Annotated in this window: 26 protein-coding genes; 11 read left to right on the top strand and 15 right to left on the bottom strand. The window is 70.6% G+C overall.

What is annotated here, in order from left to right:
* Positions 1-4 precede the first annotated feature (4 nt).
* Positions 5-646 (top strand): uracil phosphoribosyltransferase, encoded by a 642-nt coding sequence (upp, locus tag ACYVC6_RS03985; protein ID WP_460711193.1) that lies wholly within the window; start codon positions 5-7, stop codon positions 644-646.
* A gap of 7 nt (positions 647-653) precedes the next feature.
* On the opposite strand, the gene ACYVC6_RS03990 is transcribed toward upp, so the two are convergent.
* From ACYVC6_RS03990 to ACYVC6_RS04030, 9 genes are all read right to left on the bottom strand, one after another.
* Positions 654-866, bottom strand: coding sequence for a hypothetical protein (locus tag ACYVC6_RS03990; RefSeq protein WP_460711195.1), 213 nt, complete (start codon positions 864-866; stop codon positions 654-656).
* Between the two features lie 87 nt (positions 867-953).
* Positions 954-2,348 carry an NAD(P)(+) transhydrogenase (Re/Si-specific) subunit beta gene (locus ACYVC6_RS03995; RefSeq protein ID WP_460711197.1) on the bottom strand — a complete coding sequence of 465 codons (1,395 nt, stop codon included), beginning with the start codon at positions 2,346-2,348 and terminating at the stop codon, positions 954-956.
* Positions 2,345-2,659, bottom strand: a complete 315-nt coding sequence (locus ACYVC6_RS04000; RefSeq protein ID WP_460711199.1) for an NAD(P) transhydrogenase subunit alpha part 2 — start codon at positions 2,657-2,659, stop codon at positions 2,345-2,347. Before ACYVC6_RS04000 ends, ACYVC6_RS03995 begins: the two co-directional genes overlap by 4 nt.
* Positions 2,656-3,798: a Re/Si-specific NAD(P)(+) transhydrogenase subunit alpha gene (locus ACYVC6_RS04005; RefSeq protein ID WP_460711201.1), complete on the bottom strand. Its 1,143-nt coding sequence runs from the start codon at positions 3,796-3,798 to the stop codon at positions 2,656-2,658. The genes ACYVC6_RS04000 and ACYVC6_RS04005 overlap by 4 nt, the downstream gene beginning before the upstream one ends.
* Positions 3,799-3,817: 19 nt before the next feature.
* Positions 3,818-4,408, bottom strand: coding sequence for an RNA 2',3'-cyclic phosphodiesterase (thpR, locus tag ACYVC6_RS04010; protein WP_460711203.1), 591 nt, complete (start codon positions 4,406-4,408; stop codon positions 3,818-3,820).
* The gene (locus ACYVC6_RS04015; protein WP_460711204.1) at positions 4,405-5,034 is read right to left on the bottom strand and encodes a LysE family translocator; all 630 of its coding nucleotides are present in this window, start codon (positions 5,032-5,034) and stop codon (positions 4,405-4,407) included. Before ACYVC6_RS04015 ends, thpR begins: the two co-directional genes overlap by 4 nt.
* Positions 5,035-5,046: 12 nt before the next feature.
* Positions 5,047-5,817 (bottom strand): VIT1/CCC1 transporter family protein, encoded by a 771-nt coding sequence (locus ACYVC6_RS04020; RefSeq protein ID WP_460711206.1) that lies wholly within the window; start codon positions 5,815-5,817, stop codon positions 5,047-5,049.
* A 90-nt stretch (positions 5,818-5,907) separates the two neighbouring features.
* Positions 5,908-6,219 carry a hypothetical protein gene (locus tag ACYVC6_RS04025; RefSeq protein ID WP_460711208.1) on the bottom strand — a complete coding sequence of 104 codons (312 nt, stop codon included), beginning with the start codon at positions 6,217-6,219 and terminating at the stop codon, positions 5,908-5,910.
* A 50-nt stretch (positions 6,220-6,269) separates the two neighbouring features.
* Positions 6,270-7,733: an MDR family MFS transporter gene (locus ACYVC6_RS04030; RefSeq protein ID WP_460711210.1), complete on the bottom strand. Its 1,464-nt coding sequence runs from the start codon at positions 7,731-7,733 to the stop codon at positions 6,270-6,272.
* Positions 7,734-7,803: 70 nt separating this feature from the next.
* On the opposite strand from ACYVC6_RS04030, the gene ACYVC6_RS04035 reads away from it, so the two are divergent.
* The 5 genes from ACYVC6_RS04035 to treZ are packed head-to-tail and all read left to right on the top strand — an operon-like array spanning position 7,804 to position 15,682.
* The gene (locus tag ACYVC6_RS04035) at positions 7,804-8,769 is read left to right on the top strand and encodes an ATP-binding cassette domain-containing protein (protein WP_460711212.1); all 966 of its coding nucleotides are present in this window, start codon (positions 7,804-7,806) and stop codon (positions 8,767-8,769) included.
* Positions 8,766-9,572: an ABC transporter permease gene (locus tag ACYVC6_RS04040; protein WP_460711214.1), complete on the top strand. Its 807-nt coding sequence runs from the start codon at positions 8,766-8,768 to the stop codon at positions 9,570-9,572. Before ACYVC6_RS04035 ends, ACYVC6_RS04040 begins: the two co-directional genes overlap by 4 nt.
* A gap of 49 nt (positions 9,573-9,621) precedes the next feature.
* Complete coding sequence (gene glgX / locus ACYVC6_RS04045) at positions 9,622-11,811, top strand: glycogen debranching protein GlgX (protein WP_460711216.1); 2,190 nt, start codon at positions 9,622-9,624, stop codon at positions 11,809-11,811.
* Positions 11,808-13,940 (top strand): malto-oligosyltrehalose synthase, encoded by a 2,133-nt coding sequence (gene treY, locus ACYVC6_RS04050; RefSeq protein ID WP_460711218.1) that lies wholly within the window; start codon positions 11,808-11,810, stop codon positions 13,938-13,940. The genes glgX and treY overlap by 4 nt, the downstream gene beginning before the upstream one ends.
* The gene (gene treZ, locus ACYVC6_RS04055) at positions 13,937-15,682 is read left to right on the top strand and encodes a malto-oligosyltrehalose trehalohydrolase (RefSeq protein ID WP_460711220.1); all 1,746 of its coding nucleotides are present in this window, start codon (positions 13,937-13,939) and stop codon (positions 15,680-15,682) included. The genes treY and treZ overlap by 4 nt, the downstream gene beginning before the upstream one ends.
* On the opposite strand, the gene ACYVC6_RS04060 is transcribed toward treZ, so the two are convergent.
* Positions 15,679-16,416 carry a hypothetical protein gene (locus ACYVC6_RS04060; RefSeq protein WP_460711222.1) on the bottom strand — a complete coding sequence of 246 codons (738 nt, stop codon included), beginning with the start codon at positions 16,414-16,416 and terminating at the stop codon, positions 15,679-15,681. The genes treZ and ACYVC6_RS04060 overlap by 4 nt on opposite strands.
* Positions 16,417-16,457: 41 nt before the next feature.
* Complete coding sequence (locus ACYVC6_RS04065) at positions 16,458-18,647, bottom strand: MMPL family transporter (protein ID WP_460711224.1); 2,190 nt, start codon at positions 18,645-18,647, stop codon at positions 16,458-16,460.
* 100 nt (positions 18,648-18,747) lie between these two features.
* Between ACYVC6_RS04065 and ACYVC6_RS04070 the strand changes: the two genes are divergently transcribed.
* Positions 18,748-19,512, top strand: a complete 765-nt coding sequence (locus tag ACYVC6_RS04070) for a TetR/AcrR family transcriptional regulator (RefSeq protein ID WP_460711226.1) — start codon at positions 18,748-18,750, stop codon at positions 19,510-19,512.
* Positions 19,513-19,515: 3 nt separating this feature from the next.
* Here ACYVC6_RS04070 and ACYVC6_RS04075 read toward each other — a convergent pair whose 3' ends face one another.
* Genes ACYVC6_RS04075 through ACYVC6_RS04090 form a run of 4 tightly spaced genes read right to left on the bottom strand, consistent with a single transcriptional unit; the run spans position 19,516 to position 22,595 of the window.
* The gene (locus ACYVC6_RS04075; protein WP_460711228.1) at positions 19,516-20,076 is read right to left on the bottom strand and encodes an HAD family acid phosphatase; all 561 of its coding nucleotides are present in this window, start codon (positions 20,074-20,076) and stop codon (positions 19,516-19,518) included.
* 18 nt (positions 20,077-20,094) lie between these two features.
* Positions 20,095-20,781, bottom strand: coding sequence for an NAD-dependent deacylase (locus tag ACYVC6_RS04080; protein ID WP_460711230.1), 687 nt, complete (start codon positions 20,779-20,781; stop codon positions 20,095-20,097).
* Between the two features lie 10 nt (positions 20,782-20,791).
* A complete protein-coding gene (locus ACYVC6_RS04085) occupies positions 20,792-21,748 on the bottom strand; it encodes a class I SAM-dependent methyltransferase (RefSeq protein WP_460711232.1) in 957 nt (318 codons plus the stop codon).
* 43 nt (positions 21,749-21,791) lie between these two features.
* Positions 21,792-22,595 (bottom strand): hypothetical protein, encoded by an 804-nt coding sequence (locus tag ACYVC6_RS04090; protein ID WP_460711234.1) that lies wholly within the window; start codon positions 22,593-22,595, stop codon positions 21,792-21,794.
* A gap of 211 nt (positions 22,596-22,806) precedes the next feature.
* Between ACYVC6_RS04090 and ACYVC6_RS04095 the strand changes: the two genes are divergently transcribed.
* From ACYVC6_RS04095 to ACYVC6_RS04110, 4 genes are read left to right on the top strand one after another with little or no spacing between them, the layout of a single operon-like run.
* Positions 22,807-23,436, top strand: coding sequence for a hypothetical protein (locus ACYVC6_RS04095; protein WP_460711236.1), 630 nt, complete (start codon positions 22,807-22,809; stop codon positions 23,434-23,436).
* A 6-nt stretch (positions 23,437-23,442) separates the two neighbouring features.
* Positions 23,443-23,982, top strand: coding sequence for an RNA polymerase sigma factor (locus ACYVC6_RS04100; protein ID WP_460713303.1), 540 nt, complete (start codon positions 23,443-23,445; stop codon positions 23,980-23,982).
* Entirely contained in the window at positions 23,975-24,787 is an 813-nt protein-coding gene (locus ACYVC6_RS04105; protein ID WP_460711238.1) for a hypothetical protein, read from the top strand. The genes ACYVC6_RS04100 and ACYVC6_RS04105 overlap by 8 nt, the downstream gene beginning before the upstream one ends.
* A 46-nt stretch (positions 24,788-24,833) precedes the next feature.
* Positions 24,834-26,003 (top strand): vanadium-dependent haloperoxidase, encoded by a 1,170-nt coding sequence (locus tag ACYVC6_RS04110; protein ID WP_460711240.1) that lies wholly within the window; start codon positions 24,834-24,836, stop codon positions 26,001-26,003.
* Positions 26,004-26,022 lie beyond the last annotated feature (19 nt).

Consider the following 26,022-nt stretch of genomic DNA (forward strand, 5'->3'; position numbering starts at 1 on the left):
CGCCATGCGCACCCAGGTCATCGACCACCCTCTCGTGGCCCACAAGCTGACGGCTCTGCGTGACCAGGACACCGACTCCCCGACGTTCCGCAGCCTCGCGGACGAGCTCGTCACCCTGCTCGCCTACGAGGCCACCCGAGAGGTGCGCGTGGAGCCGGTCGACATCGTCACGCCGGTCGCCCCGACAACGGGCGTGCGGCTCGCGGCACCCAAGCCCCTCGTGGTGCCGATCCTGCGGGCCGGGCTCGGGATGCTCGACGGGATGATGCGGCTGCTGCCGACGGCGGAGGTCGGCTTCCTCGGGATGGCACGTGACGAGGAGACGCTCGAGGCGGTGACCTACGCCGAGCGGCTGCCCGAGAGCCTCGAGGGGCGCCAGTGCTTCGTCCTCGACCCGATGCTCGCCACCGGCGGCACCCTCGCCGCGGCCATCCACTTCCTGACCAGGCGCGGCGCGGACCACATCACCGCGGTGTGTCTGCTGGCCTCTCCCGAAGGGTGCGCGCGGCTCGAGAGGGAGCTCGCCGGGCTCGACACCCCGGTCACGGTGGTGACGGCGGCGATGGACGAGCGGCTCAACGACAAGGGCTACATCGTCCCCGGCCTCGGCGACGCGGGGGACCGCTTGTACGGCGTCGTCGGCTAGCAGGTTCCTATGCCCGGGCCGGCCAGTCGTAGAGCGGCACCGTGCCGGTGGCGATCAGGAGCATCAGCAGGAGTACCAGCAGCCCGATGGCGCCGCAGACCGCGTCGCGCCTCTCGTAGCCGCGCTCCGGGTCCTTGAGGGCCTCGTAGGACTCCTCGACCAGGTTCTTCGGTGCCTCGGTCTTCGGTGCCTCGTTCTTCGGTGCGTCGTGGCTCAGCATCGGACCACCTTCGGGGGGTAGTCCCTCCCTGATCCAGGGTGTACCGCGATCCCCGGCGGTGTAAACGTCTGGACGGAAGAAGCCGGATCAGAGGGCCTTGACGGCGCTCAGCACCTTGCCGAGCGTGTCCTTGGCGTCGCCGAAGAGCAGCGTCGTCGTCGGGTCGAAGAGGAGCTCGTTCTCGATACCCGCGAAGCCGGGCCGCATCGACCGCTTGAGGAAGACGACCTGCTTCGCCTCGTCGGCGTTGAGGATCGGCATTCCGTAGATCGGGGCGCTGGGCGTGTTTCGCGCCGCCGGGTTGACCACGTCGTTGGCGCCGACGACCAGGACGACGTCGGTGTTCTTGAACTCACCGTTGATGTCGTCCATCTCGATGAGCTGCTCGTAGGGGACCTGGGCCTCCGCGAGGAGCACGTTCATGTGGCCGGGCATCCGGCCCGCGACCGGGTGGATCGCGTAGTCGACCTCGGTGCCGCGCGCCGCCAGCACGTCGACGAGCTCGCGCAGGGTGTGCTGGGCCTGGGCCACGGCGAGGCCGTAGCCCGGCACGATGATCACCTTGTCGGCGTAGCCGAGCAGGATCGCCACGTCCTCGGGACCCGCGGAGCGGACCGGCCGGTCCGAGGCCTCGCCCGCACCGAGGGTCGAGCCACCCTTGAGTGCACCGAACAGGATGTTTGCCACCGAGCGGCCCATCGCGCCTGCCATCAGGAGCGTGAGGAACGTGCCGGCCGCGCCGACGAGCGTGCCGGCGACGAGCAGCAGTGTGTTGCTCAGGACGTAGCCGCCGGCGGCGACGGTCAGGCCGGTGAACGCGTTGAGCAGCGAGATGACGATGGGGACGTCGGCGCCGCCCACGGGCAGCACCAGGAGCACGCCGACCAGCAGCCCGACCAGCCCCAGGACGATGCCGATGGTCATGGACGGCTCGCGCACCAGCAGGACGCTCAGCACGACCGCGCCGATGAGGCTGGCGCCGAAGACGACCGGGAGGCCGGGGAAGACCACCGGCCGCGAGGTCATCAGGTCCTGGAGCTTGGCGAAGGTGACGATCGAGCCCGCGAAGGAGACCGACCCGACCAGGACCGTGAACGCGGTCGCGACGAGCACGAAGGTCTCGACATCCAGGCCGAGGTGGTCGAGCTCCACGATCTCGTGCAGCTCGACGAGCGCGACCAGCGCAGCGGCGCCGCCGCCGACCCCGTTGAACAGCGCCACCATCTGTGGCATCTGGGTCATCTGCACGACCCGGGCGCCGTAGAAGCCGCCGGCGGAGCCGACGGCGATCGCCGCCAGGATCAGCGGGACGTGCTGCATGTCGTCGACGTAGAAGAACGGGATCGCGCAGGCGAGGACCGCGGCACCGGCACCGATGAGGTTGCCGGCCCGGGCGGTCTTCGGCCCCGAGAGCCCCTTGAGGGCGAGGATGAAGGCGACCGCGCCGGCGAGGTAGAGCAGCTGGGCCCAGGTGGGGATCATGCGTCGCCCTTCCCGGCCTCGACCTTGGCAGGCTTCTTGCGCACGAACATCTGCAGCATCCGGTCGGTCACCACGAAGCCGCCGACCATGTTGACCGCGGCCAGCACGATGGCGACGAGCCCGACGACCAGCGCGACGTTGTTGTCGGTGCTGCCGGTCACCAGGATGGCCCCGAGCAGGATCACGCCGTGGATGGCGTTGGCCCCGGACATCAGCGGGGTGTGCAGGGTCGAGGACACCTTGGAGATGACCTCGATGCCGACGAAGACGCTGAGGATGAAGATCGTCAGCCAGACGACGCCTTCTGTCATGCCGGGCCTCCTTGTAGGGCCTCGCGGGTGGCCTCGTGCCGGACCTCACCGTCGTGGGTGACGCACGCGCCGGCGACGATCTCGTCCTCGAAGTCCGGGGTGAACGACCCCACGCCGTCCTCGCCGGTGGTGGTCATCAGGGTCAGGATGTTGACCAGGTTCTGCGCGTAGAGCTTGGAGGCGGGGCCGGGCATCTGGGAGGGCACGTTCTTGCCGCCCCACACCTGGGCGTTGCCGATCCGGACGACCTCGCCGGCGACTGCTCCCTCGACGTTGCCCCCGGTCTCGGCCGCGAGGTCGACGACCACCGATCCCGGCTTCATCTGCTCGACCATCGCGCTGGTCACCAGCAGCGGAGCCCTGCGACCCGGGACCGCGGCGGTGGTGATCAGGGCGTCCGCCTCGGCGACGTACGGCGTCAGCAGCTCCATCTGGCGGGCCGCGCGGTCCTCCGTCATCTCCCGGGCGTAGCCGCCGGTGCCCTCGAGGGTGTCCAGGTCGAGGTCGATCGACTTGGCGCCCATCGACCGGATCTCCTCGGCGGCGGCCGCGCGGACGTCGTAGGCACGGACGACGGCGCCCAGCCGCTTCGCGGTCGCGATCGCCTGGAGTCCGGCGACCCCGGCGCCGAGGACGACGACGTCGGCGGGCTGGACGGTTCCGGCAGCAGTCATGTTGAGCGGGAAGAAGCGGCGCAGCATCCCGGCAGCGACGATCGCGCAGCGGTAGCCGGAGACCAGCGCCTGCGAGGACAGCGCGTCCATCGACTGAGCGCGGGAGATGCGCGGCACGAGCTCCATCGCGAACGAGGTGGCGCCGACGTCGCGCAGGTCGGCGACCAGGGAGAGCTCTTGGTTGACGGGGAGGAAGGAGATGGTCGCGGCGCCGCGACGCAGGCGACGGACGGCGTCCGGGGCCAGCGGCTGCACGGAGAGCACCACGTCGGCAGTGGCGATGGCCTCGCCGTCGAGGCTCGCCCCGGCGTCGGTGAACTCCTGGTCGGAGACCAGCGCGTGCAGACCGGCCCCGGGCTCCACCGCGACGTCATAGCCCAGCTTGGTCAGCTTGCCGACCAGCTCGGGGACCATCGCGACCCTGGTCTCGCCCTCCCGGGTCTCCTTGGCTACGGCGATCTTCACGTGGCGGACCCTACCTACCTCAGGGGGACGTCAGCGGGAATGTGTCGACTGTCTCGTAACGGGGACGTCCACGCGGCCCCTGGCCGAGGAAGGACTCGACGAGCTCGATCCGGTCTGCCCGCCAGGGTGGCCCGGCGTAGCCCTCGAGCAGGCGCACCCAGCGGGTGGCCTCGGCGGGTCTGCGGAGCCGGGCCACCGTGACGTGTGGCCGGAAGCGGCCACCACTGACCTCGATCCCGGCCCTGGCCGCCGCGGCCCGGGCACCGGTCGCCAGCCGGGCCAGCTCGGTCCGGCCGTGCTCGTCGAGCTCGAGGCCCGCCCAGAGCACCCTGGCGTCCACAGGACCGGGGAAGGCGCCGCCGCCGGCGATGCGGGTGTCGAATGCAGTGCGCCTTGTCGCAGCGCGCGCCAGCCGCTCGACAAGGTCGTCCACCCGGCGTTCGGGCACCGCGGCGAGGAAGGCCAGCGTCACGTGCATCTGCTCGGTCGTCGCCCACCGGAAGTCGGCGGCCTCGCGGCGTACGTCGAGGAACTCATCGAGGTGCTCGACCGCTTCGTCGGGCGGTTGGACCGCCACGAACATCCGGCTCACTCCACGTGACCTGGTCACTTCTGGCCGGTGAGCGCCAGCGACCCTCCCAGCCCGATCATCATCAGCCCGCCGGTGCCCTGCATCCGTGACAGCCGGCGGGGCGAGCCACTGAACCACTCGCGAGCCGTGCCCGCGGCGTAGGCGTAGGCGCTGTCGGAGACCAGCGCGACGGCCATGAAGACCAGGCCGAGGGCGAGCAGCTGGCCGGTGACCCCGCCCGCCGAGTGGTCGACGAACTGAGGAAGCACAGCCGCCAGGAACACGACCGCCTTGGGGTTGCTGACCCCGACCACGAACCCGTCCCGGACGATGCGCAGCGTGCTGCGCGGTGCCGTCTCGACGGCGTCGACGTCCGCGCCGCGATGCCGGATGGCCTGCACACCGAGGTGGACGAGGTAGGCCGCACCGATGATCTTGACGACGGTGAAGACGACCACCGAGTCGGCGACCAGCGCCCCCACACCCAACGCCACCGCGACCACGATCGGCAGCAGGCCCAGGGTGTTGCCGACGACGCTCCACAGGCCGGCCCGGCGGCCGAGCGAGAGCGACCGCCCGATGACGAACAGCACCGTCGGGCCGGGGATCAGGGTCAGGAGGACCGAGGCGACCCCGAAGGTCGCGGCCTGCTCCATGGTCAGCATGCCCGCAGGGTCTCAGATCTGGGTGCCGACGATCGAGCCGATTCCGTAGGTGACGAGCATGGCGATGGTGCCGCCGGCGACGTTGCGGACGACCGCCCGGCCCGCGGGTCCGAAGGACAGCTTGGCGCTGCTCCAGCCGGTGAGCGCCAACGCCACCGCGACCGACACGACCGTCACGGCGACCCGTGTGTCGGCACCGACCAGCAAGATGGTGAACAGCGGGAGCAGGGCGCCCAGGGTGAAGGCGGCCATCGACGCAAACGCCGCGCTCCACGGGTTCGTGATGTCGTCGGGGTCGATCCCCAGCTCGGCCTCGGCGTGGGCACCCAGCGCGTCGTGCTTGGTGAGCTGGAGGGCCACCTGCAGAGCCAGGTCCTCGGTCAGACCCTTGGCCGCGTAGAGGCCGGCGAGCTCCTCCAGCTCCTCCTCCGGCTCCTCGCGCAGCTCGCGACGCTCCTTCTCCAACAGGGCCAGCTCGGAGTCGCGCTGCGTGCTGACCGACACGTACTCGCCGGTCCCCATGCTCAGCGCGCCGGCCGCCAGCCCCGCGATGCCCGCGATCGCGATCGAGGTCCGGTCGGGCGTGGCGCCCGCGACGCCCACCACGATCCCGGCGGTCGACACGATGCCGTCGTTGGCGCCCAGCACGGCCGCGCGTAGCCAGTTGAGGCGTCCTCGGAAGCCGGCCTCGTGCGGTTCGTCATCGTGCGGCTGGGCCTGCAGGTCGCCCAGTGCGCCTTCGTCGGGCAACCCCGGGTCGATGTCCGGCGCGTCCGTGGTCATGGCTCGATCGTCGCGACCGACGGCCGGTGCTGCAACGAAGGACAGGCTGTGCTCAGGAATTCTCGGTCCTGACGTCGACCGGCTCGGTCGTCAGCGCAGGCCCGCCAGCTGGTAACCGACAAGGATCGCGTCAGCCACGACCGCGAGTGCGAGCGCGCCGACCGCCGCCCGCCGAGCCATCGGGTGCCGCACCATCAGGGACAGGGCGCACCCGACGAGCAGCGCGGTGAGGATGCCGGCCATCCAGGTGCGGGTCGGCGTGCTCGTGCCCTGTTCGCCCCACCACCACACCGCCATGCCTGCGGCGTTGGCGCCGAGGAGGGCGACGGCCGCGGCCAGGCCGTAGACCGCCTCGGGCACGTGGTGCGCCCGCGCGAACGGCGGCATCGCCGGCGTGGTCATGCGCCGATCATCCAACTGCCGAGCCAGCTTGAAAAGGGGTCGCTAGACGGTCACTGGCCGGATTCCTGGGCCGACTCCTCGGTATGGATCCGGCGCGGCATCAGGAGGCTCACCGCGACCAGGGCGACCGCGACGATCGCCGACCCCACGAACACGGTCCGGATCGCGGGCTCGAGGATCTCCGGGGACAGGTGCTCGAGGTCGGGGCCGCTGAGGCCGGCGGCGTCCGTGACCCGGGCGTTGACCAGGGCTCCGAAGACCGCGACACCGATCGCGCTGCCGACGGTCCGGGCGAACATGGTTACGCCGGTGGTGACCGCACGCGACTCCCAGCCGACCGCGGACTGGGCGGCGATGACCGACGGCGCCACCGCGAAGCCGAACCCCATCCCCATCACGAAGCACGGCACCGCGAGGTGGAACAGCGAGCTGTCGCCGTCCAGCGTGAGCAGCAGCAGTGACCCGGCGAGACCGAGGACGGCACCGAGGACCATCGTCGAGCGGAAGCCGATGGTGAGGTAGAGCCGGCCGGCGTTGGCCGCCGACAGCGGCCACCCCAGCGTCAGGGCGGCCAGGGCGAAGCCGGCCGCCAGGGCGCTGTGGCCGAGCACGGACTGGCCGTAGAGCGGGATGTAGGAGGTGAGCCCGATGAGGAGGACGCCGACGACCAGCGCGGTCAGCGTCGCCGGGAGGATCACCCGGTGCCGGAAGACCCACAGCGGCAGGACCGGCTCGCTGGCGCGGCGCTCGACCAGCACGAACGCCGACAGCATCGCCGCCGCGGCGGTGAAGAGACCGATGCTGGTCGACGACGACCACGACCACCGGACCCCGCCTTCGAGCAGCCCGAGAAGCAGGGTGAGGCCGCCGCCCGTGAGCAGCAGCGAGCCCAGCACGTCGATCCGGTGCCGGGCCGGCTCCACCCTCTCCTCGAAACGGCGCAGGAACATCCACAGGGCGGCCGCGCCGACGGGCAGGTTGACGAGGAAGATCCAGCGCCAGGACATGTAGTCCGAGAAGAGACCGCCCAGCGTCGGGCCGACCACCGCGGACAGCGCCCACACCCCGGCGAGGTAGCCCTGTACCTTGGCCCGTTCCTGGATCGAGTAGATGTCACCCACGATCGTCATGCCGATCGGCTGCACGGCGCCCGCGCCGATGCCCTGGACCGCTCGGAACGCGATCAGCGAGGTCATGTTCCACGCCAGCCCGCACAGCAGCGACCCGAGCAGGAAGATGCCGAGGCCGGTCAGCATCATCGGCTTGCGGCCGTACTGGTCGGCCAGCTTGGAGTAGAGCGGAACCGTGACGGCCTGGGTCAGCAGGTAGACCGAGAACAGCCAGGGGAACTGGGTGAACCCACCGAGGTCCTCGACCACGGCCGGGACCGCGGTGGCGAGCACGGTGGCGTCGATGGCGACCAACCCCACGCTGAGCATCACGGCCAGCAGGACCGGCCCGCGCTCGCTGCGCAGGCCCACGTCGGCGCGGCTGACCGGCGGCGTGGACGTCACGCTGTGTCCCAACCCATCGTCAACGGGGTCCATTCCTCCGGGTGTCGGCAGGGGATGTTTGCATGGAGTCGTGGCGAACGTGATCGAGGCCTCGGGGCTTCACAAGCGTTACGGCGACGTGGTCGCCCTCGGCGGGCTGGACCTCCAGGTCGAGGAGGGGACCGTCATGGGTCTCCTGGGCCCCAACGGCGCCGGCAAGACGACAGCGGTCCGGGTGCTCACCACCCTGCTCAAGCCCGACGCGGGCACCGCGACGGTGCTCGGGCTCGATGTGGTCAGGGACGGTCAGGAGCTGCGCCGCCGGATCGGCGTCTCCGGTCAGTACGCCGCCGTCGACGAGCACCTGACCGGGTTCGAGAACCTCGAGATGGTGGGCCGGCTCTACCACCTCGGCGCCAGCGCGAGCCGGGCGCGGGCCGAGGAGCTGCTCGAGCGCTTCGACCTCACCGAGGCGGCCGGGCGGGTCGTCAAGGGGTGGTCCGGGGGGATGCGCCGGCGGCTCGACCTCGCCGGGGCGCTCGTGGCCGCGCCGCCCGTGCTCTTCCTCGACGAGCCCACGACCGGGCTCGACCCCCGCGGCCGGGCAGGCATGTGGGACGTGATCGCCGACCTCGTGGCCGGCGGCACGACGCTGCTCCTCACCACGCAATACCTCGAGGAGGCCGACCGGCTCGCCGACCGGATCGCGGTCATCGACCACGGCCGGGTGATCGCACTCGGCACCTCCGACGAGCTCAAGTCGCAGGTCGGCGGCGAGAGCATCGAGGCGACGCTCAGCGACCCGGTGGACCTCGACCGAGCGGTGGCCGCTGCCCGCGGGCTCGGCGTCGGCGAGGCCCGGCCCGACCAGCGCAGCCGCCGGCTCACCATTCCCGTCGACGGCGGGTCCCAGGACCTCGTGGAGCTGTTGAGGCGACTGGACGCCGACGGCGTGCGCCTCGACGAGGTGGGACTGCGCCGGCCCACGCTGGACGACGTGTTCCTGCACCTCACCGGTCACGGTGCGGTGGACGAGACCGAGGAGGACCGGTCATGAACGTGGTCGAAGCGGTCGGCGACACCGTCACCATCACCCGGCGCAACCTGAAGAAGATCCTGCGCGTGCCTGACCTCCTGGTCTTCACGCTCATCTCGCCGATCATGTTCGTCCTGTTGTTCGCGTTCGTGTTCGGCGGAGCCATCGGCACCCAGGACACCGGCGTGGGCTACCGCGAGTTCCTCACGCCGGGGATCTTCGTCCAGACCGTGATCTTCGGGGCCACGTTCACCGGCTACAGCCTGGCCGAGGACCTGCAGAAGGGGATCATCGACCGGTTCCGGTCGCTGCCGATGTCGTCCTCCGCAGTGGTCTCCGGCCGCACCGCCTCCGACGTCGGCATCAACGTGCTCAGCCTCGTGGTGATGGCGACGACCGGCCTGCTCATCGGCTGGCGGATCCGCACGTCGGTGGTCGATGCGGTCCTCGGGTTCCTCTTCATCCTGTTGTTCGCCTATGCCATCTCCTGGGTCATGGCCTTCGTCGCGCTGGTGGTCCGGACTCCCGAGGTCGTCAACAACGCCTCGTTCATCGTGATCTTCCCGGTGACCTTCCTGGCCAACACGTTCGTCTCCACGAGCTACATGCCGAGCGCCCTGGCGACGTTCGCCAACTGGAACCCCGTCTCCGCCGTGGCCCAGGTCGCCCGGGAGAGGTTCGGCAACCTCGGCCCGGACGCGGTGGTGCCCGATGTCTGGGCTCTCCAGCATCCCGAGGTCTACACGCTCGCGTGGGTGGCCCTCATCATCGGGGTGTTCGCGCCCCTGTCGATCAGCCGCTACCAAAGGACGGCCAGCCGCTGACCTGTGGTTTGATCGTTCCAATCGGGGGTCTTACGGAGGGGTGCGGAGCATGGAGACCTGGCCAGGCAACGCCTACCCGTTGGGGGCGACGTTCGACGGCAGCGGCACCAACTTCGCGCTGTTCAGCGAGGTCGCCGAGAAGGTCGAGCTGTGCCTGTTCGACCTCGGCGCGGGGGGTCAGGTCGTGGAGACCCGGGTCGAGCTGAGCGAGGTCGACGCCTTCGTCTGGCACGGCTACCTGCCGACCGTGCAGCCCGGCCAGCGCTACGGGTATCGCGTCCACGGGCCGTGGGACCCGACCAAGGGCCAGCGCTGCAACCCGGCGAAGCTGCTGCTCGACCCCTACGCCAAGGCGACCACGGGGGAGATCGACTGGGACCAGGCGCTTTTCGGCTACGACTTCGGCGACCCGGACTCGCGCAACGACGACGACTCCGGCCCGCACATGACCTATGGCGTGGTCATCAACCCGTTCTTCGACTGGGAGGGCGACCGGCGTCCGGCGATCCCCTACAACCAGACGGTCATCTACGAGGCCCACGTCAAGGGGCTGACCTACCTGCACCCCGAGGTCCCGGAGGAGATGCGCGGCACCTACGCCGCGCTGACGCACCCCGCCGTCATCGCCCACCTCACCAAGCTCGGCATCACGGCGATCGAGCTGATGCCGGTCCACCAGTTCATCCAGGACAGCACGCTGCTCGACAAGGGCCTGCGCAACTACTGGGGCTACAACACACTGGCCTTCTTCGCGCCGCACTCCGACTACTCCTCGACAGGCGACCTCGGCCAGCAGGTCCAGGAGTTCAAGTCGATGGTCAAGTCGCTGCACGCGGCGGGCATCGAGGTCATCCTCGACGTGGTCTACAACCACACCGCCGAGGGCAACCACCTCGGGCCGACGCTGTCGATGAAGGGCATCGACAACCAGGCCTACTACCGGGTCGTCGAGGACGACCCGCGCTACTACATGGACTACACGGGCACCGGCAACTCCCTCAACGTCCGCCACCCGCACTCGCTCCAGCTGATCATGGACTCGCTGCGCTACTGGGTCACCGAGATGCACGTCGACGGTTTCCGCTTCGACCTCGCCTCGACCCTGGCCCGCGAGTTCTACGACGTCGACCGGCTGGCGACGTTCTTCGAGCTCGTGCAGCAGGACCCGGTGGTCAGCCAGGTCAAGCTGATCGCCGAGCCCTGGGACATCGGGCCCGGCGGCTACCAGGTCGGCGGGTTCCCGCCGCAGTGGTCGGAGTGGAACGGCGCCTACCGCGACACGGTCCGGGACTTCTGGCGTGGCGAGCCCTCGCTGGGGGAGTTCGCCTCCCGGGTGGCCGGCTCCTCCGACCTCTACGAGCACTCGGGGCGTCGTCCGTTCGCGAGCATCAACTTCGTCACCGCCCACGACGGGTTCACGCTGCGTGACCTGGTGTCCTACAACGACAAGCACAACGACGCCAACGGCGAGAACAACAAGGACGGCGAGAGCCACAACCGGTCGTGGAACCACGGCGTCGAGGGGCCGACCGACGACCCGGAGATCCTGGCCGCCCGGTCCCGCGAGCAGCGCAACTTCCTGGCCACGTTGCTGCTCAGTCAGGGGGTGCCGATGCTCCTCCACGGCGACGAGCTGGGCCGGACCCAGCACGGCAACAACAACACCTACGCGCAGGACAACGAGCTCAGCTGGGTGCACTGGGACGACATCGACCGCCCGCTGCTCGAGTTCACGGCCGCCGTCGTCCAGCTGCGCCAGAGCCACCCCACGTTCCGCCGGAAGCGCTTCTTCACCGGTTCCACGGTCCGCACTGGCCCCAAGGGCCAGGAGCGCCTCAACGACATCGTGTGGCTCCACCCCGACGGGCACGCGATGGAGGACGACCACTGGGCCGGCGACGACCAGGTGATCGGCATGTATCTCAACGGCGACGGCATCGCCGGCAAGGGCGCCCGCGGGGAGACCATCCACGACGACCACTTCCTGATCTACTTCAACGCCGACGGGTCGGTCGACCTCACCCTGCCGCCCGAGGAGTACGCCGCGGCCTGGGACGTCGTCATCAACACCGGCGGCACCGCCGACGCCGCCGCGACCTGCGCGGCCGGCAGCACCTTCCACATGGAGCACCGCAGCGTGCTCGTCCTTCGGCAGCACTCCACGCCCGAGGCCGAGCCTGACCTGTCCGTGGCCGCGTCCGTCGCCGCCCAGGCCCCGGTGGGTACCCGCACGAAGTGACCCCCGCCCGCGCCCCCGCCAGCACCTATCGGCTGCAGATCTCGCCGTCGTTCGACCTGCACGCGGCGGCGGCCGTGCTGCCCTATCTCCACGAGCTCGGCGTCGACTGGGTCTACCTCTCTCCGATCTTGGAGGCGGAGCCGGGTTCGGAGCACGGCTACGACGTGGTCCGGCACGACCGCGTCGACCAGGCCCGCGGCGGTGCCGACGGACTGGCCGCCCTCTCCGCGCAGGCGCGCGGGCTGGGCATGGGGGTGCTCGTCGACATCGTGCCCAACCACGTCGGCGTGGCCACCCCGGAGGCGAACCCCTGGTGGGCCGACGTGCTGGAGCACGGCCGCGAGTCGGCCTACGCCGGCTTCTTCGACGTCGACTGGACGGCCGGCGGGGGCTCGATCCGGACCGGTGCGGACCTCAACTACCGCCGCTTCTTCACCATCGACTCGCTGGCCGGGATCCGGGTGGAGGACCGTGAGGTCTTCGACGCCAGCCACGTCGAGATCCGCCGTTGGTTCGACGAGGGCCTGGTCGACGGGCTGAGGGTCGACCATCCGGACGGCCTGCGCGACCCCGGCGGCTACCTCGACGACCTCGCGACCCTGACCGGGGACGCCTACGTCGTGGTCGAGAAGATCCTCGAGCCGGGCGAAGGGCTCGTGACGTCCTGGTCGACCGCCGGCACGACGGGCTACGACGCGCTGGCCCTGGTCGACCGGGTGCTGACCGACCCGGCGGGGGAGGAGCCCCTGACCCGGCTGGCCGAGAGCCTCGGCGCCCCCACCGACTGGGCGGACCTCGTCCACGGCACCAAGCGCGCGGTCGCCGACCGCGCCCTGCACCCCGAGGTACGCCGCATCGTGCGCGACCTGTCGGGAGCCGAGGTCGAGGGCAGCACCCGACCGGAGCCACCGTCCCTGGTGGACGCGGTCGCCGAGCTGCTCGCCTGCTTCCCGGTCTACCGCTCCTACCTGCCCGAGGGTCGGGCCCACCTCGACCACGCGTTCGCCGACGCGCGCCGCCGCCGGCCCGACCTGGAGCCGGCGTTCGACCGCATCCAGCCCATGCTGCGCGACGGACGGCATCCGGCAGCCCTTCGCTTCCAGCAGACCAGCGGGATGGTCATGGCCAAGGGCGTCGAGGACTGCGCGTTCTACCGCTACCCGAGGCTGACCTCGCTCAACGAGGTGGGCGGGGACCCGAGCGTGTTCTCGGTCCCGGTCGCGGACTTCCACACCGCGCTGGCACGGCGCCAGTCGGAGTGGCCGCAGGCGATGACCGCCCTCACGACCCACGACACCAAGCGCAGCGAGGACACCCGGGCGCGGCTCACCGTGCTCGCCGAGATCCCCACCGCGTGGGAGGCGGCCCTCGACGAGCTGCTCCGCTTGGTGCCCGTGCCGGACCAGGCCTTCGGGTCGCTGCTGTGGCAGGCCGTGCTGGGCGTCTGGTCCGGGTCCCCCCAGCCGGCCCTGCGCGACCGCCTGCACGCCTACGCCGAGAAGGCGATGCGGGAGGCCGGTGACCGCACCACCTGGGCCGACCCCAACGAGGACTACGAGACGGCCATGCGGGCCGCCGTCGACGCCGCCTTCGACGACGACCGGGTGGTGGCGGTCCTCGGCGAGCTCTCCGACCGGGTCGACGGCCCGGCGTGCAGCAATGCGCTCGCCGCCAAGCTGGTCGCGCTGACCATGCCGGGCGTCCCGGACGTCTACCAGGGCACCGAGCTGTGGGACCAGAGCCTCGTCGATCCGGACAACCGGCGTCCGGTCGACTTCGCCCACCGAGCCGCCGTGCTCGACGGCGCTGAGGACCCGGCATGGCTCAAGGCCGCGGTCGTCCTCTCCGCGCTCACGCTGCGCCGCGACCGGCCCGAGCTCTTCACGACCTACGCGCCCGTGGCCGCGGCCGGTGAGGCCGCCGAGCACGTGTTGGCCTTCGACCGCGGCGGCGTCGTCGCGGTCGCCACCCGATTGCCGGTCGGGCTCGCTGCGCGTGGCTGGGGGGACACCGAGCTCGCCCTGCCGGCGGGCACCTGGACCGACGTGCTCACCGGGAGGCCGGCGAGCCACCGGATGACGGAGCTCCTCGGGCCCTACCCGGTCGCGCTCCTGGTGCGCGACTCATGACCTCGGCGCCGGAGCGCGGCCGGTTCGACGTGTGGGCGCCGCTCCCCCACCGGCTGCGGCTCGCCGTGGGGGATGACGTCGTCGAGATGGCTCGGAGCGAGGATGGCTGGTGGACCCCGGCCGGGCCGGTGCCCGACGGCGAGGTGGACTACGGCTACCTGCTCGACGAGTCCGACCGCGTCCTGCCCGACCCGAGGTCGCGCCGCCAACCCGACGGGCCGCACGAGCGTTCGCGCACCGTCGACCTCGCGGCGTACGAGTGGGGCGACGGAGACTGGGCCGGGCGCCCCCTCGAGGGGGCCGTCGTCTACGAGCTGCACGTCGGGACGTTCACCCCCGAGGGCACGCTGGATGCCGCGATCGGCCGGATCGACCACCTGCTGAGCCTGGGTGTCGGCCTCGTGGAGCTGATGCCCGTCAACGGGTTCGACGGCACGCACAACTGGGGCTACGACGGCGTCGGCTGGTTCACCGTCGACGAGACCTACGGCGGCCCGGCCGCCTACCAACGCTTCGTGGACGCCTGCCACCAGGCGGGGCTGGGGGTCGTCCAGGACGTCGTGCACAACCATCTCGGCCCGTCGGGCAACTACCTGCCGCTGTTCGGTCCCTACCTCAAGACCGGTCGCAACACCTGGGGCGACCTGGTCAACCTCGACGGCGAGGGCTCGGCCGAGGTGCGCCGCTACATCCTCGACAACGTGCGGATGTGGCTGGCGGACTACCACGTCGACGGCCTCCGGCTCGACGCCGTGCACGCGCTGGTCGACTCCTCGCCGGTGCACCTGCTGGCGGAGATGTCGGCGGAGGTCGACGCGCTGGCGGCCGAGCTGGGCCGGCCGCTGACGCTGATCGCGGAGTCCGACCTCAACGACCCGGTGATGATCACGCCGCGTGGAGAGGGGGGCTACGGACTGGCCGCGCAGTGGAGCGACGACTTCCACCACGCCCTGCATGTCGCCCTCACAGGTGAGACGCACGGCTACTACGCCGACTTCGCGCCGCTCGCCGCCCTGGTGAAGGTCTGCGAGCGCGGGTTCTTCCACGACGGCACGTGGTCGTCGTTCCGCGAGCGGGAGCACGGCGCCCCGATCGACACCGACGCCGTACCGCCGTGGCGGCTGGTTATCTGCAGCCAGAACCACGACCAGATCGGCAACCGCGCGGCCGGGGACCGGCTGACCGAGGCGCTCGACGACGACCAGCTGGCGTGCGCCGCGCTCGTGACGATGTGCTCGCCGTTCACCCCGATGCTGTTCCAGGGCGAGGAGTGGGCGGCCTCGACGCCGTTCCAGTTCTTCACCAGCCACAACGACCCGGAGATCGGCCGGGCCACCTCGGAGGGCCGGCTCGCCGAGTTCGCCAGGCACGGCTGGGACCCCGACACCGTGCCCGACCCGCAGGACGAGGCGACGTACGACCGCTCCAAGCTCGACTGGTCGGAGCCGGCCACCCCTCGCGGCCGACGGATGCTGTCGGTCTACCGACGGCTGGCGGCGCTGCGGCGGGAGCATGCCGAGCTCACCTCACCGACGTTCGCCGAGTGCACGGCCGACGAGGAGACACGGGTGTTCACCATGCGTCGCGGGGGGCTCACCGTGGTGGTCAACTTCGGCGAGCAGCAGCAGGTCGTCGACGTCGCCGCGGGCGAGCTGCTCTTCGAGACGGAGTCAGGCGTGGACCTGCGGGACGGCTCGGTCACCCTGCCTCCGCACGCCGGCTGCCTCGTGGGCCAGGTCTAGTAGCCGCCGGACTCCAGCTCGTCGAGGGAGATCTGCTCGTCCTCGGCGGGTGCCTCCACGTCCGGCTGCTCGTTGAAGCCGGAGAACGTGACCTCACCCGGGTCCTCGCCCTCCTCCTTGACGATGCTGACCAGGTAGTGGTCGCCGTCCACGAGGACGTAGCCGCTCGAGGTGCCCTGCTCCGGCCGGTCGGAGATGATCTCGATCGTCTCCTCGCCGTCGATCTCCTTGAGCTCGCCCTTCTCGTACTTGGCGCCCTTGTCGTCGATCAGCTCGCCGAGGAACTCCTCGAGGTCGCAGAACGGCTTGAACGAGGTGTCGTCGGCGGGCAGCGTCACCCACTTGTCCCCGACGGCCGCGATGATCTGCGGTGCGGCCTCGGGGCCGGCGGACAGCTCCCAGAACGCCTCGTCGGGCCTGAACCAGGTCGTGTCGTCCACGCCGAGGATCTCTGCGGTCGCGCCCTGGGTGCCGAACGATCCGGAGCAGTTGCCGCCCTCGCCGATCGACATCTCGATGTCGATCACCTGGTCGTCCGAGCTCAGCGTGCCGTCGATGGTGACCCCCGTGAGGTCTCCCATGGCGTCCTTGGCGGCCTCGGCGATCTTGTCCGCGGACTGCCCGGCGAAGTCCCCTCCGTCTTCCCCGCCGCCGTCGCCACTGTCACCGCAGCCGGTGAGGACAGCCGCGAGGGCCGTCACGACGACAAGGGATCCCCGTGCTCGTGAGCGCATTGGGTCACCCTAGGGGGTGGCCGGCCCGGTCACAGAGACGGTCACACGGACGCCAGCTCGCGGTCCGGGTCGGGAGCCGGCGGGGCCTCGTCCTCACGGAACCCGTAGCGGCTCCACCACCGGGCCATCGGGGCCGGTGCCCACCAGTTCCAGCGGCCGAGGAGCTTCATCGTCGCGGGGACCAGCAGGGCCCGGACGATGGTGGCGTCGACGAGCAGGGCGACGAGCATGCCGATGCCCAGCATCTTCATGAAGACGATGCCGCTGGTGGCGAACGCCCCGATCACGACCGCGAGGAGCACCGCGGCGCTGGTGATGATCCGGCCCGTCTTCTGCACGCCGGTGGCCACGGCCAGGTCGTTGTCGCCCGGGCCCTTGGCGCTGCGGTCCCACTGCTCCCGGATCCGCGAGAGCAGGAACACCTCGTAGTCCATCGAGAGACCGAACAGGATGGCCAGCATCAGGATCGGGTTGGTGGCGTCCAGGAACCCCTGCGGCGAGAAGCCGAGCAGCCCGGAAAGGTGTCCGTCGGCGAAGATCCAGGTGACGACCCCGAACGAGGCGGTGATGGAGAACAGGTTCATCACGACCGCCTTGACCGGCAGCACAAGTGAACCGAAGGCCAGGAACAGCAGGAGCAGCATCACCCCGGCCACGATCAGCCCCATCGTCGGCAGGTGGGAGCCCACCGAGTCGATGAGGTCGACGGTCGCCGCGGACTGACCGCCCACCAGCACCTGGCCCGACGCCGGGTCGACCGCCCGGATGTCCTCGACGAGGGCCTGGCTGGCCTCGGTCTGCGAGTTGCCCTCCCAGGTGGCGCGCAGCAGCGCGCTGCCTTCTTCCGCGGCGACCGGCTGCACGTCCAGAACCCCGTCGAGCGCGGCCACGTCGCCGGCGTACGCCGAGACGTCGGCCTCGGACGCACCTGTGAGCAGCAGCTCGGCGCTGGACGTCTCGGGGCCGAACTCCGAGAGCTTCGCCGCCGCCACGTGGGCCGGTGCGTCCTCGGGCAGCACCTTGTGGTCGACGCTGCCCCAGGTGGCCCCGAGGAACGGCGAGGCGATGAGCAGCAGCCCGGTGACCGTCACGGCGATGACGAGCCACGGCCGGCGCATGACCCCTCGGGCCAGCGCCGCCCAGCGACCGTGCTCGTCCTCGACGACGACGGGCCGACGGCGGCGCCACGGCAGCCGGCCGGCGTCGACGCGACGCCCGAGCAGCCGGAGTGCCGCCGGGAGCACGGTCAGGGCCGCGAGCATCGCGACGAGGACCGCGGCCATGCCGCCGTAGCCCATGCTCCTGAGGAACGCCTGCGGGAAGATCAGGAGGCTCGACATCGCGGCGGCGACCGTCAGGCCGGAGAAGAGCACGGTGCGGCCGGCCGTCGACATGGTGCGGCGGATCGCGGTGGCCGCGGCGTCGGGATCGTCGGACGGCAGCTGTGCCAGCTCCTCGCGGAACCGGCTGACCACGAACAGCGCGTAGTCGATCGCCAGCCCGATGCCCAGCAGCGAGATGACGTTGACCGAGAAGATCGACACCTCGGTGAAACCGGTGATCACCCGCACCAGGGCCAGGGCGCCCACCATCGCGAGCAGGCCGACCAGGGCGGGCATCGAGGCCGCGACGAGGCTTCCGAAGATGAGGAGCGCGAGGATCAGCACGATCGGCATCGAGATCATCTCGGCCCGCTTGAGGTCCTTGCTGGTGATCTCGTTGACGTCGTCGAAGACCGCGAACGCGCCCGCGACGTTGGTCTCGAGGCCCGTCTCGCGATCGGCCTCGAGCGTCGGCGCCAGCTCGTCGTAGCTGGTGAGGTAGTCGTCCTGGCTGGTGCCCGCCAGCGAGATCAGCACCTGCGCGGCGTGGCCGTCCTCGCTGACCAGCTCGGACGGGTCGGGGGCGGCGTAGTAGGGCACGACCCGGCTGGTGGTGCCCGGCGCGTAGCTCTCGACCAGGCGCTGCACCTCGGCCTGGAACTGCGGGTCGGAGGCGGTGAGGTCCTCGCTGGAGTAGATCGCGACGACGTCGACGCCCTGGTTGCCGAAGGTGTCCTGCTCGAGGGCCAGCTCGCGCGCGGACTCGGAGTCCTTGTCGTCGAAACCGCCCCGCGACAGCGAGTCGAAGACCCCGAAGCCGTACGCCGCGGCCGCCACCGCGACCACCAGCCCGGCCAGCAGCACGGCCAGCGACCGACGGGCCACGAAGGACCCCCAACGCTCGATCATGGTGACTCCCCACAACTCCAGTGATTGATGTAAAGTAAGTGAACGGCGTTCACCGTAAACGGTGTAAACTCCGGCTGTCAACCACCCAGGGGAGGAATGCGTGACCCAGGTCCAGACCCCCGCCCAGTCCCGGCGGGAACGCCAGCGCGAGGCGACCTACGACGAGATCGTCGCCGCCTCCCGGGAGCTGCTCGCCGAGGGAGCGGAGCTGTCACTGCGTGCGGTCGCGACCAAGATGGGCCTGACCGCACCGGCGCTCTACCGCTACGTCGCCAACTACCAGGAGCTCGTCGACCTGGTCGCGTTCGAGATCGACAAGGCGGCCACCGTGACCTTCGCAGCCGCTGCGGACGCGCTGCCCGAGGACGACTACGCGGGCCGGCTGGTCGCCTCCAGCATGGAGTTCAGGATGTGGGCCCTGGCCAACCCCCGCGAGTTCGGGCTGGTCTTCGCCAACCCGGTGGCCGACGCCAACTGCATCCGGCGTGAGCTCATCACCCAGGCCAGCTCGGGCCATCTCATGACCGGACAGATGCGCGCGCTGTGGGAGCACAACCGTCATCCCATCCCGTCTCTCGACGAGCTCCCGCCCGCGGTGCGGGAGGCGGTGCTCGACCCGCTGATCCCCGCGAAGGTCGACGACCTGGCCGAGGAGGACCGGGGTCTCGCGTGGCTCTACATGCAGGGATGGACAGTGCTCTACGGCGTGGTCGCCCTCGAGGTGTTCGGCCACATGGACCCGCGGGTGATCGAGTCGGGCGAGATGTTCATCCAGGCGGTGCGCGGCTTCGCGCCCAAGCTGGGTCTCGAGCAGGACGTCGACCGGCTCGAGCGGATCATGCGGGATCGGCTGGCACGGGGCTAGCCCCTAGCCGAGCTCGCCGCCGTAGTTGGGGAGCCGGTAGGCCTTCTCGTAACCGTCGCCGGTGAAGTCCGTCGGGTTGTTTCCCACGTTGGCGATCAGGGTGTAGCCGGCCGCGATGAAGCGGTTGCGGCAGCGCTGCTTGCCGTGCCGGATCGTTTCGCCCTTCCTCCGCATGCACAGGGCCGCGACGTCGTATCCGGCGTCGCTGAGCTGGGTGCGGGTGCGCTGACGCTGGACATTGAGTCGTCCGGTGTTGAAGACCAGGGCGACGCCGAGTCCCTGGGCGACGGTGGCGAACTTGAGGATCCGGGGGATCGCGCCGGCCTGGGGGCCGTCGTAGTAGGACGCGATCGAGGAGTTGTCGATGTCGAAGTTGACCGCGAGGCCGGTGTCGCCGGACTCGGTGCGCTCACGCAGGTAGGCACCCGAGCCCTTCATCACCTTGCTGACGTCCTTGAGCCATTGCTCGCGGCTGGGCACCTTGCGCTCCGCGGCCGAAGCCGGACCGGCTGCGGAGCCGAGTGCGAGGGTGAGGAGCGTGAGCAGTGCGACCAGCTTCGTCATACCCGCACCGTAACCGCCTCAGGCGAGCAGCTCGTCCACCCATGCGGGCACGAGCAGGCCGGCCGGCCCCTGCCTCGACTCGTGGAAGAACAGGCTGCCCTCGCTGGGCTTGAGGTTGAGCTCCAGGGTCCGGGCGCCGTAGGCGCGGGCGGCCCTGACGAAGCCGGCGGCCGGGTAGACCGCGCCCGAGGTGCCGATCGACACGAACAGGTCACAGACCTCCAGGGCGTCGAAGATGCGTTCCATCTCGTAGGGCACCTCGCCGAACCAGACCACGTCCGGCCGTAGGTCGGCGGCCGCGCACTGCGGGCACTCCGGCCCGTGGCCGAGGTCGTCATGCCACGGCGTGCGCGTCTCGCAGGCCCCGCACAGCGCGGAGAGCAGCTCACCGTGCATGTGCAGGACTCGGGTCGACCCGGCGCGCTCGTGGAGGTCGTCGATGTTCTGGGTCACGACCAGCAGGTCGTCGTGCAGCCACTGCTCGAGCCGGGCCAGGGCCCTGTGCGCCGGGTTGGGCTCGACCGCGGCGAGAGCGGCGCGGCGGGCGTCGTAGAACCGCTGGACCGTGGCCGGGTCGCGGGCGAAGGCCTCCGGCGTCGCCACGTCCTCGACCCGGTGGCCCTCCCACAGGCCGTCGGCGTCGCGGAACGTCGGCACCCCGCTCTCCGCGGAGATGCCGGCTCCGGTGAGGACGACCACCTTCATCGGTGCGACATCACATCCCGCCGTGGTAGTGCGCGATGGCGTCCGGCGGCGTCATCGCCGGCCCGCCCTTGCGGCCCAGGAAGAAGACGCTGTTGGCGCCGTCGAGCGAGTGTCTCGGGTCCAGGAACCGGTCGAGGTGGCTCAGCCAGAAGAACGCCAGGCCGGCCAGCCGGCCGAGCGTGGCGGACCGCGTGAGCGCTCGGACGAAGTAGTTCACCGACCACCGCAGCGAGGTCCCCGCGCCCGCCACCTGGCCGCTCTCCACCTCCTCGAACTCGCGGAACAGGTAGCGGTGGCCGGACTCGGTGAAGCGGGTGAAGTCGTAGGCCCCCTCGTGCACCTGCTGCATGAAGGGCGTGTCGGCGTAGACCAGGCCACCGTCGCGCAGCACGCGCCCGATCTCGCCGACGACCACGGTCGGCTCGAGGACGTGCTCGAGCACGGCCTGGATGATCACGCCGTCCACAACCCCATCGGCGAACGGGATGCGGTGACCGTCGGCGACCAGCTGGACGTTGGCGCTGGCGTAGACGTCGAAGGCGACCAGATCGACCCTTTGGTCGGCGTACAACGCCTCCAACCCGTCGCCCACCGTGCCGCCACCGATGACCAGGATGCGTGGGCGGCGGCCGGTCGCGGCGGCGTCGGCCAGCAGCAGGTCGACCATCCGGCCGGCGAGCCGCGGGGCCTGCTTGTTGGCCGGGTGGAGCATCCGCTTGACGACGCCGGGACGGTCCGGGCGAGTGACCAGGGAGGCGGCCGAGGTGGCCGTGAGCGACTCGGCCGAGAGGACGCTGTGCTCGAAGTCGACCAGGGCCGGCACGCCCGCGACGACCGGGAACAGGTCGGTGGCGTGGGCACAGGCGGTGTTGGAGCAGCGCCAGCCACCCGTGTCCGCCCCGAGGACGGCGCCACAGCGCGGGCAGACGACCGCGCCCTCCGCGACGAGCGTCATCAGGTCCAACACCGAGACAGGATAGGTCTGGCCCCGGTACAACCGAGGGCGCTGCTCACCCAGGAGCCGTCTGTCCTTCGATGTCGATCGAGTCCAGCACCGTCTCGAGCTCGGCCAGGTCGGCCTCCGAGTCGGGGTTGCCGACCTGCGTCAGGAACACCTGGCGCTCTCCTTCCACGTCGACGACGTACACCGTCGCGGCGCCACCGGGGAGGAGGACGAAGTACTTGTCCGTGGGCTCGCTGTACCAGACCTGGAGCCCGGTGAACCCGTACTCGGCCATCTGGCACCTGCTGAGATCAAGGCGCTCCGGGATCCTGAGGTCGAGGCGGGTCGCTGGGTAGCCGCCGAACGTAGTCTCCGTGACATTCGTCGTCAGCGCCCCGCCCTTCTGCTCCCGCAAGGCGGTGACGAGGGCGTCCACGCCTGGCCCGACGGCCCTGGTCGGTCCGCCTTCTCCTCGGCACGTGTCCGCGAAGATCTCCTCGACCACGACTCCGTAGAACCCGAACTCGTCAGGCTGATCGGAGTGCTTGGCGTACACGTGGCCGTACTGCACCGTCCAGCCTTCCGGGAAGGTGACCGTGAAGCTCGCGACCGACCAGTCCGAGCTCGGGATCAGATAGGTGCCCGGCTCGATCGGTACGTGCGCACCTTCATCCTGGGCATCCCACTCGGGGATCGAGAGGAGTGTGGTGGAGGCTGTCGCCCCCGCCGGCGGCGACGCTGAGCGCACAGGTGCCGCCGCCGAAGGCTCGGAGTCGCCCCCGCATCCGGCCAGGCTGACAACCAGCAGCAGGCCGGCCAGCTCGGGCCCGCCGCGCACCGACACCGTCCCCAGTCGGAGGTTCAGGTTCATGACCACACGACTGCCGAGTCGCCCGAAAGGATGCACGACCTGACGAAGAAGATCCATGCAACCTTTCAGCCCCTTGGCTGGTCGTGGGGGCATGACATGGAAGCCATTCCGGGGAACGCCACCCTCACCCGCAGGCGCCGTCGTGTGCGGCCTGCTGCTGACCGCGACCCTGTCCGCGTGCCGAGGCGACGCAGATGCTGGTGCTCCGCAGGTGACACCACCTGCTGAAACCTCGCAGACGTCGTCGGCCGCGGTGGCCCCGCTGCCGAGCGAGGACGGGGTGGTCGGACCGGGGACCTACCTGGTGCCGAGGAGCATGTGGTCGGCGGTGGACTTCACCATCACCTTCCCGGAGGACTGGAGGGTCCGAGAGGGCAACCTGTTCGACACCAACAGCGAACAGGACGACGAGTTCGGTATCCAACCGTTCGTGGTGACCAAGATCTACGCCGATGCCTGTAGCGGCGAAAAGGGCGCCGAGGTCCAGGTCGGCCCCGGCGTCGAGGACCTGGTCGACGCGCTGCTCGCCCAGACCGGCCCGGCCAAGACCACCGTGGAGACCACCCTGGGCGGATACCCCGCGACCCGGGTCGACCTGCGGGTCCCCGACCGTCTGCAGACCAGGGACTGCTTCGTGGGGCCCGGGACCGGAGTCCAGATCTGGCTCAACGGACCCACGAACTACCTGTGGCTGGCCCCCGACGGCCTGCTCAGGATCTACGTCGTCGACGTGGACGGCGAACGCGCGGTGTTCACCAGCCAGTACCGGCCCGCGCATACTTCCCAGGAGGACCAGACCGAGCTGCAAGAGGTCCTCGACTCCATTCAGATCCAGAAGTAGGCCGTGATGGTCGCGCACCCGATGCAACCGGTCGTTGGTGTGCCACGCACCGCCGACGTGCAGACCGTGCGCGCTGTCTTCGAGGCGTCGTACCGTCGCCTGGTCGGACAGCTGTACGCCGTGTGCGGCGACCTGACCGAGGCGGAGGAGGTCGTTGCCGAGGCCTTCGCCCGAGCCGTGCAGCACCAGCGCACGTTCGCGCGGCTGGACAACCCGGAGGCCTGGCTGCGGACGGTGGCGGTCAACGTGAGCCGCACGCGCCACCGCAGGAGCATGCGGCTCGTGCACCGGGAGCACGACAGAGCCGGCCCGCCGGCGCTCGACGACGAACGGATGGCGTTGATGGCCGCTCTGCGCAGACTGCCGACGGCACAGCGCGAGGCGATCGCCCTGTTCTACCTGGCCGACCTCCCGATCCACGAGGTGGCCGGCGCCACGGGTGCCAGCGTCGGGACGGTCAAGTCCCGGCTCTCTCGAGGACGAGCTGCGCTGGCCGTCCTGCTCGCTGACCTTCCCGACTCCAGTGAGGAGGCTCACCGTGGTTGACCTCGACCGGCTGCTTCGCTCCGACATCGCCCACGTCGCGTCCGAGGCCGTCGAACCGCCGCAGTTCGAGCCCATCGAGCGCCGGGGCGTCCGGCGCCGCCGGACCCAGACCGTCTGGGCCGCGGCGGCAGTCGTGGTCGTGCTGCTCGGGGCGCTGGGCGGCCTGCGGACCTTCGACCGCGACGACTCCGGCGCGCCCCCCGTGGTCGACCAGCCGCCGCGGTCGCTGCCGAGCGAGGACGGGGTGGTCGGACCGGGGACCTACCTGGTGCCGAGGAGCATGTGGTCGGCGGTGGACTTCACCATCACCTTCCCGGAGGACTGGAGGGTCCGAGAGGGCAACCTGTTCGACACCAACAGCGAACAGGACGACGAGTTCGGTATCCAACCGTTCGTGGTGACCAAGATCTACGCCGATGCCTGTAGCGGCGAAAAGGGCGCCGAGGTCCAGGTCGGCCCCGGCGTCGAGGACCTGGTCGACGCGCTGCTCGCCCAGACCGGCCCGGCCAAGACCACCGTGGAGACCACCCTGGGCGGATACCCCGCGACCCGGGTCGACCTGCGGGTCCCCGACCGTCTGCAGACCAGGGACTGCTTCGTGGGGCCCGGGACCGGAGTCCAGATCTGGCTCAACGGACCCAAGAACTACCTGTGGCTGGCCCCCGACGGCCTGCTCAGGATCTACGTCGTCGACGTGGACGGCGAACGCGCGGTGTTCACCAGCCACTACCGGCCCGGCGGCATGTCTCCGGAGGAGATGGCCGAGCTGCAGCAGGTCCTCGACTCCATCCAGATCCAGAAGTAGCCGCCAGGTCACGCGGGCGGCCCAGACTTCACAGAAGGAGAAACGCATGAACCTCATACATCGCCGAGTGGCTGTCCTCACATCAGCAGCCGTCGCCGCCGGGCTCGTCTTCGTCGCCGTTCCCGGCACGGAGGGAGCGGCCGCAGAGCCGCTTGAACCCGCGGAGATCGCGCTTGTCTGGCAGGCCACCGCTTTGACCACGGTGCCGTTCTCGCCAGCCCAGGGCATGTACCTGTCGTTCACGAGCACGGCGGTCGACAGGGCGGTCGGGAAGTCACTCAAGACCGCGAGCTCCTCCGAGGCCGCGGCGGTGGCCCGTGCCGCCCACGACGTCCTCGCGGAGTACTTCCCGGCGTCGGCCGGCACCCTCGACGCCAAGCTCGACGAGAGCCTCTCCGACGTCCCCGACGGTCCCGCACAGGACGCCGGAGTCGCTATCGGGGCGGAGGCCGCTGCCGCAGTGATCGCCTCGCGCGCCGACGATGGGCGGGGGGACCCGACGATCGTCTACAGCAGACAGCCAGGCATCGGGGTCTGGGCGGACCCACGGCCGATGGCTGTGCCGTGGTACGGCTTCGTCGACCGGATCGCCGGAGGCCGCCCGGTTGTCGTCGACGGCCCCGACCCCGTCGGCAGCCCCGCCTACCGCGCCGACCTGGCCGAGGTCCGGGACGAGGGCCGGGCCGGCGCGGACCCTGACAAGGCGGCGACCGCGACGTTCTTCAACGTCCCGGCCTTCGCGCTCTACCGCAACGCGCTGATCGCCCACCTCCGGGCGCATCCGCTGAGACTTCAGGAAACCACCGACCTCTTCGCGGACCTGGATCGCGCCACGGCCGAGGGCATGCGCCAGACCTGGCGTCACAAGCTCACCGAGGGATTCTGGCGTCCGACGGCGGCGATCACCTCCGACGACGGAGACCCGCTCACCCAACCGGTGCCCGACTGGACGCCGGTGCTGCCCGTCCCGCCTTACCCCGACTGGCCGAGCGGCCACGGGACGCTGACCGGCGCGTTCGCCGAGACGGTTCGCTGCCACCTGGGTGACATCCCGCTGACCCTGAACGGCGCCGGCTCCCGGCGCACGTACAGCAGCCTGGACACGCTCGAGCACGACGCGTTCATGTCCCGCATCTGGGGCGGGATCCACTTCCGGGACGCCATGGACGACGCGTACCTGATCGGCCACTCTGTCGCTCGGCAGGCCTGCGGCTGACGCCGCACATGCGCGCGGA

The organism is Nocardioides dilutus (assembly GCF_054779555.1).

What these genes read in the sequence shown, in the direction of transcription:
- ACYVC6_RS03990 (WP_460711195.1), bottom strand. Translation starts at nt 866, where the DNA reads ATGCTGAGCCACGACGCACCGAAGAACGAGGCACCGAAGACCGAGGCA.
- ACYVC6_RS04080 (WP_460711230.1), bottom strand. Translation starts at nt 20,781, where the DNA reads ATGAAGGTGGTCGTCCTCACCGGAGCCGGCATCTCCGCGGAGAGCGGG.
- ACYVC6_RS04060 (WP_460711222.1), bottom strand. Translation starts at nt 16,416, where the DNA reads ATGCGCTCACGAGCACGGGGATCCCTTGTCGTCGTGACGGCCCTCGCG.
- ACYVC6_RS04075 (WP_460711228.1), bottom strand. Translation starts at nt 20,076, where the DNA reads ATGACGAAGCTGGTCGCACTGCTCACGCTCCTCACCCTCGCACTCGGC.
- ACYVC6_RS04040 (WP_460711214.1), top strand. Translation starts at nt 8,766, where the DNA reads ATGAACGTGGTCGAAGCGGTCGGCGACACCGTCACCATCACCCGGCGC.
- ACYVC6_RS04065 (WP_460711224.1), bottom strand. Translation starts at nt 18,647, where the DNA reads ATGATCGAGCGTTGGGGGTCCTTCGTGGCCCGTCGGTCGCTGGCCGTG.
- ACYVC6_RS03995 (WP_460711197.1), bottom strand. Translation starts at nt 2,348, where the DNA reads ATGATCCCCACCTGGGCCCAGCTGCTCTACCTCGCCGGCGCGGTCGCC.
- treZ (WP_460711220.1), top strand. Translation starts at nt 13,937, where the DNA reads ATGACCTCGGCGCCGGAGCGCGGCCGGTTCGACGTGTGGGCGCCGCTC.
- glgX (WP_460711216.1), top strand. Translation starts at nt 9,622, where the DNA reads ATGGAGACCTGGCCAGGCAACGCCTACCCGTTGGGGGCGACGTTCGAC.
- ACYVC6_RS04100 (WP_460713303.1), top strand. Translation starts at nt 23,443, where the DNA reads ATGGTCGCGCACCCGATGCAACCGGTCGTTGGTGTGCCACGCACCGCC.
- upp (WP_460711193.1), top strand. Translation starts at nt 5, where the DNA reads ATGCGCACCCAGGTCATCGACCACCCTCTCGTGGCCCACAAGCTGACG.
- ACYVC6_RS04110 (WP_460711240.1), top strand. Translation starts at nt 24,834, where the DNA reads ATGAACCTCATACATCGCCGAGTGGCTGTCCTCACATCAGCAGCCGTC.
- ACYVC6_RS04015 (WP_460711204.1), bottom strand. Translation starts at nt 5,034, where the DNA reads ATGCTGACCATGGAGCAGGCCGCGACCTTCGGGGTCGCCTCGGTCCTC.
- ACYVC6_RS04090 (WP_460711234.1), bottom strand. Translation starts at nt 22,595, where the DNA reads ATGAACCTGAACCTCCGACTGGGGACGGTGTCGGTGCGCGGCGGGCCC.
- ACYVC6_RS04020 (WP_460711206.1), bottom strand. Translation starts at nt 5,817, where the DNA reads ATGACCACGGACGCGCCGGACATCGACCCGGGGTTGCCCGACGAAGGC.
- ACYVC6_RS04000 (WP_460711199.1), bottom strand. Translation starts at nt 2,659, where the DNA reads ATGACAGAAGGCGTCGTCTGGCTGACGATCTTCATCCTCAGCGTCTTC.
- ACYVC6_RS04025 (WP_460711208.1), bottom strand. Translation starts at nt 6,219, where the DNA reads ATGACCACGCCGGCGATGCCGCCGTTCGCGCGGGCGCACCACGTGCCC.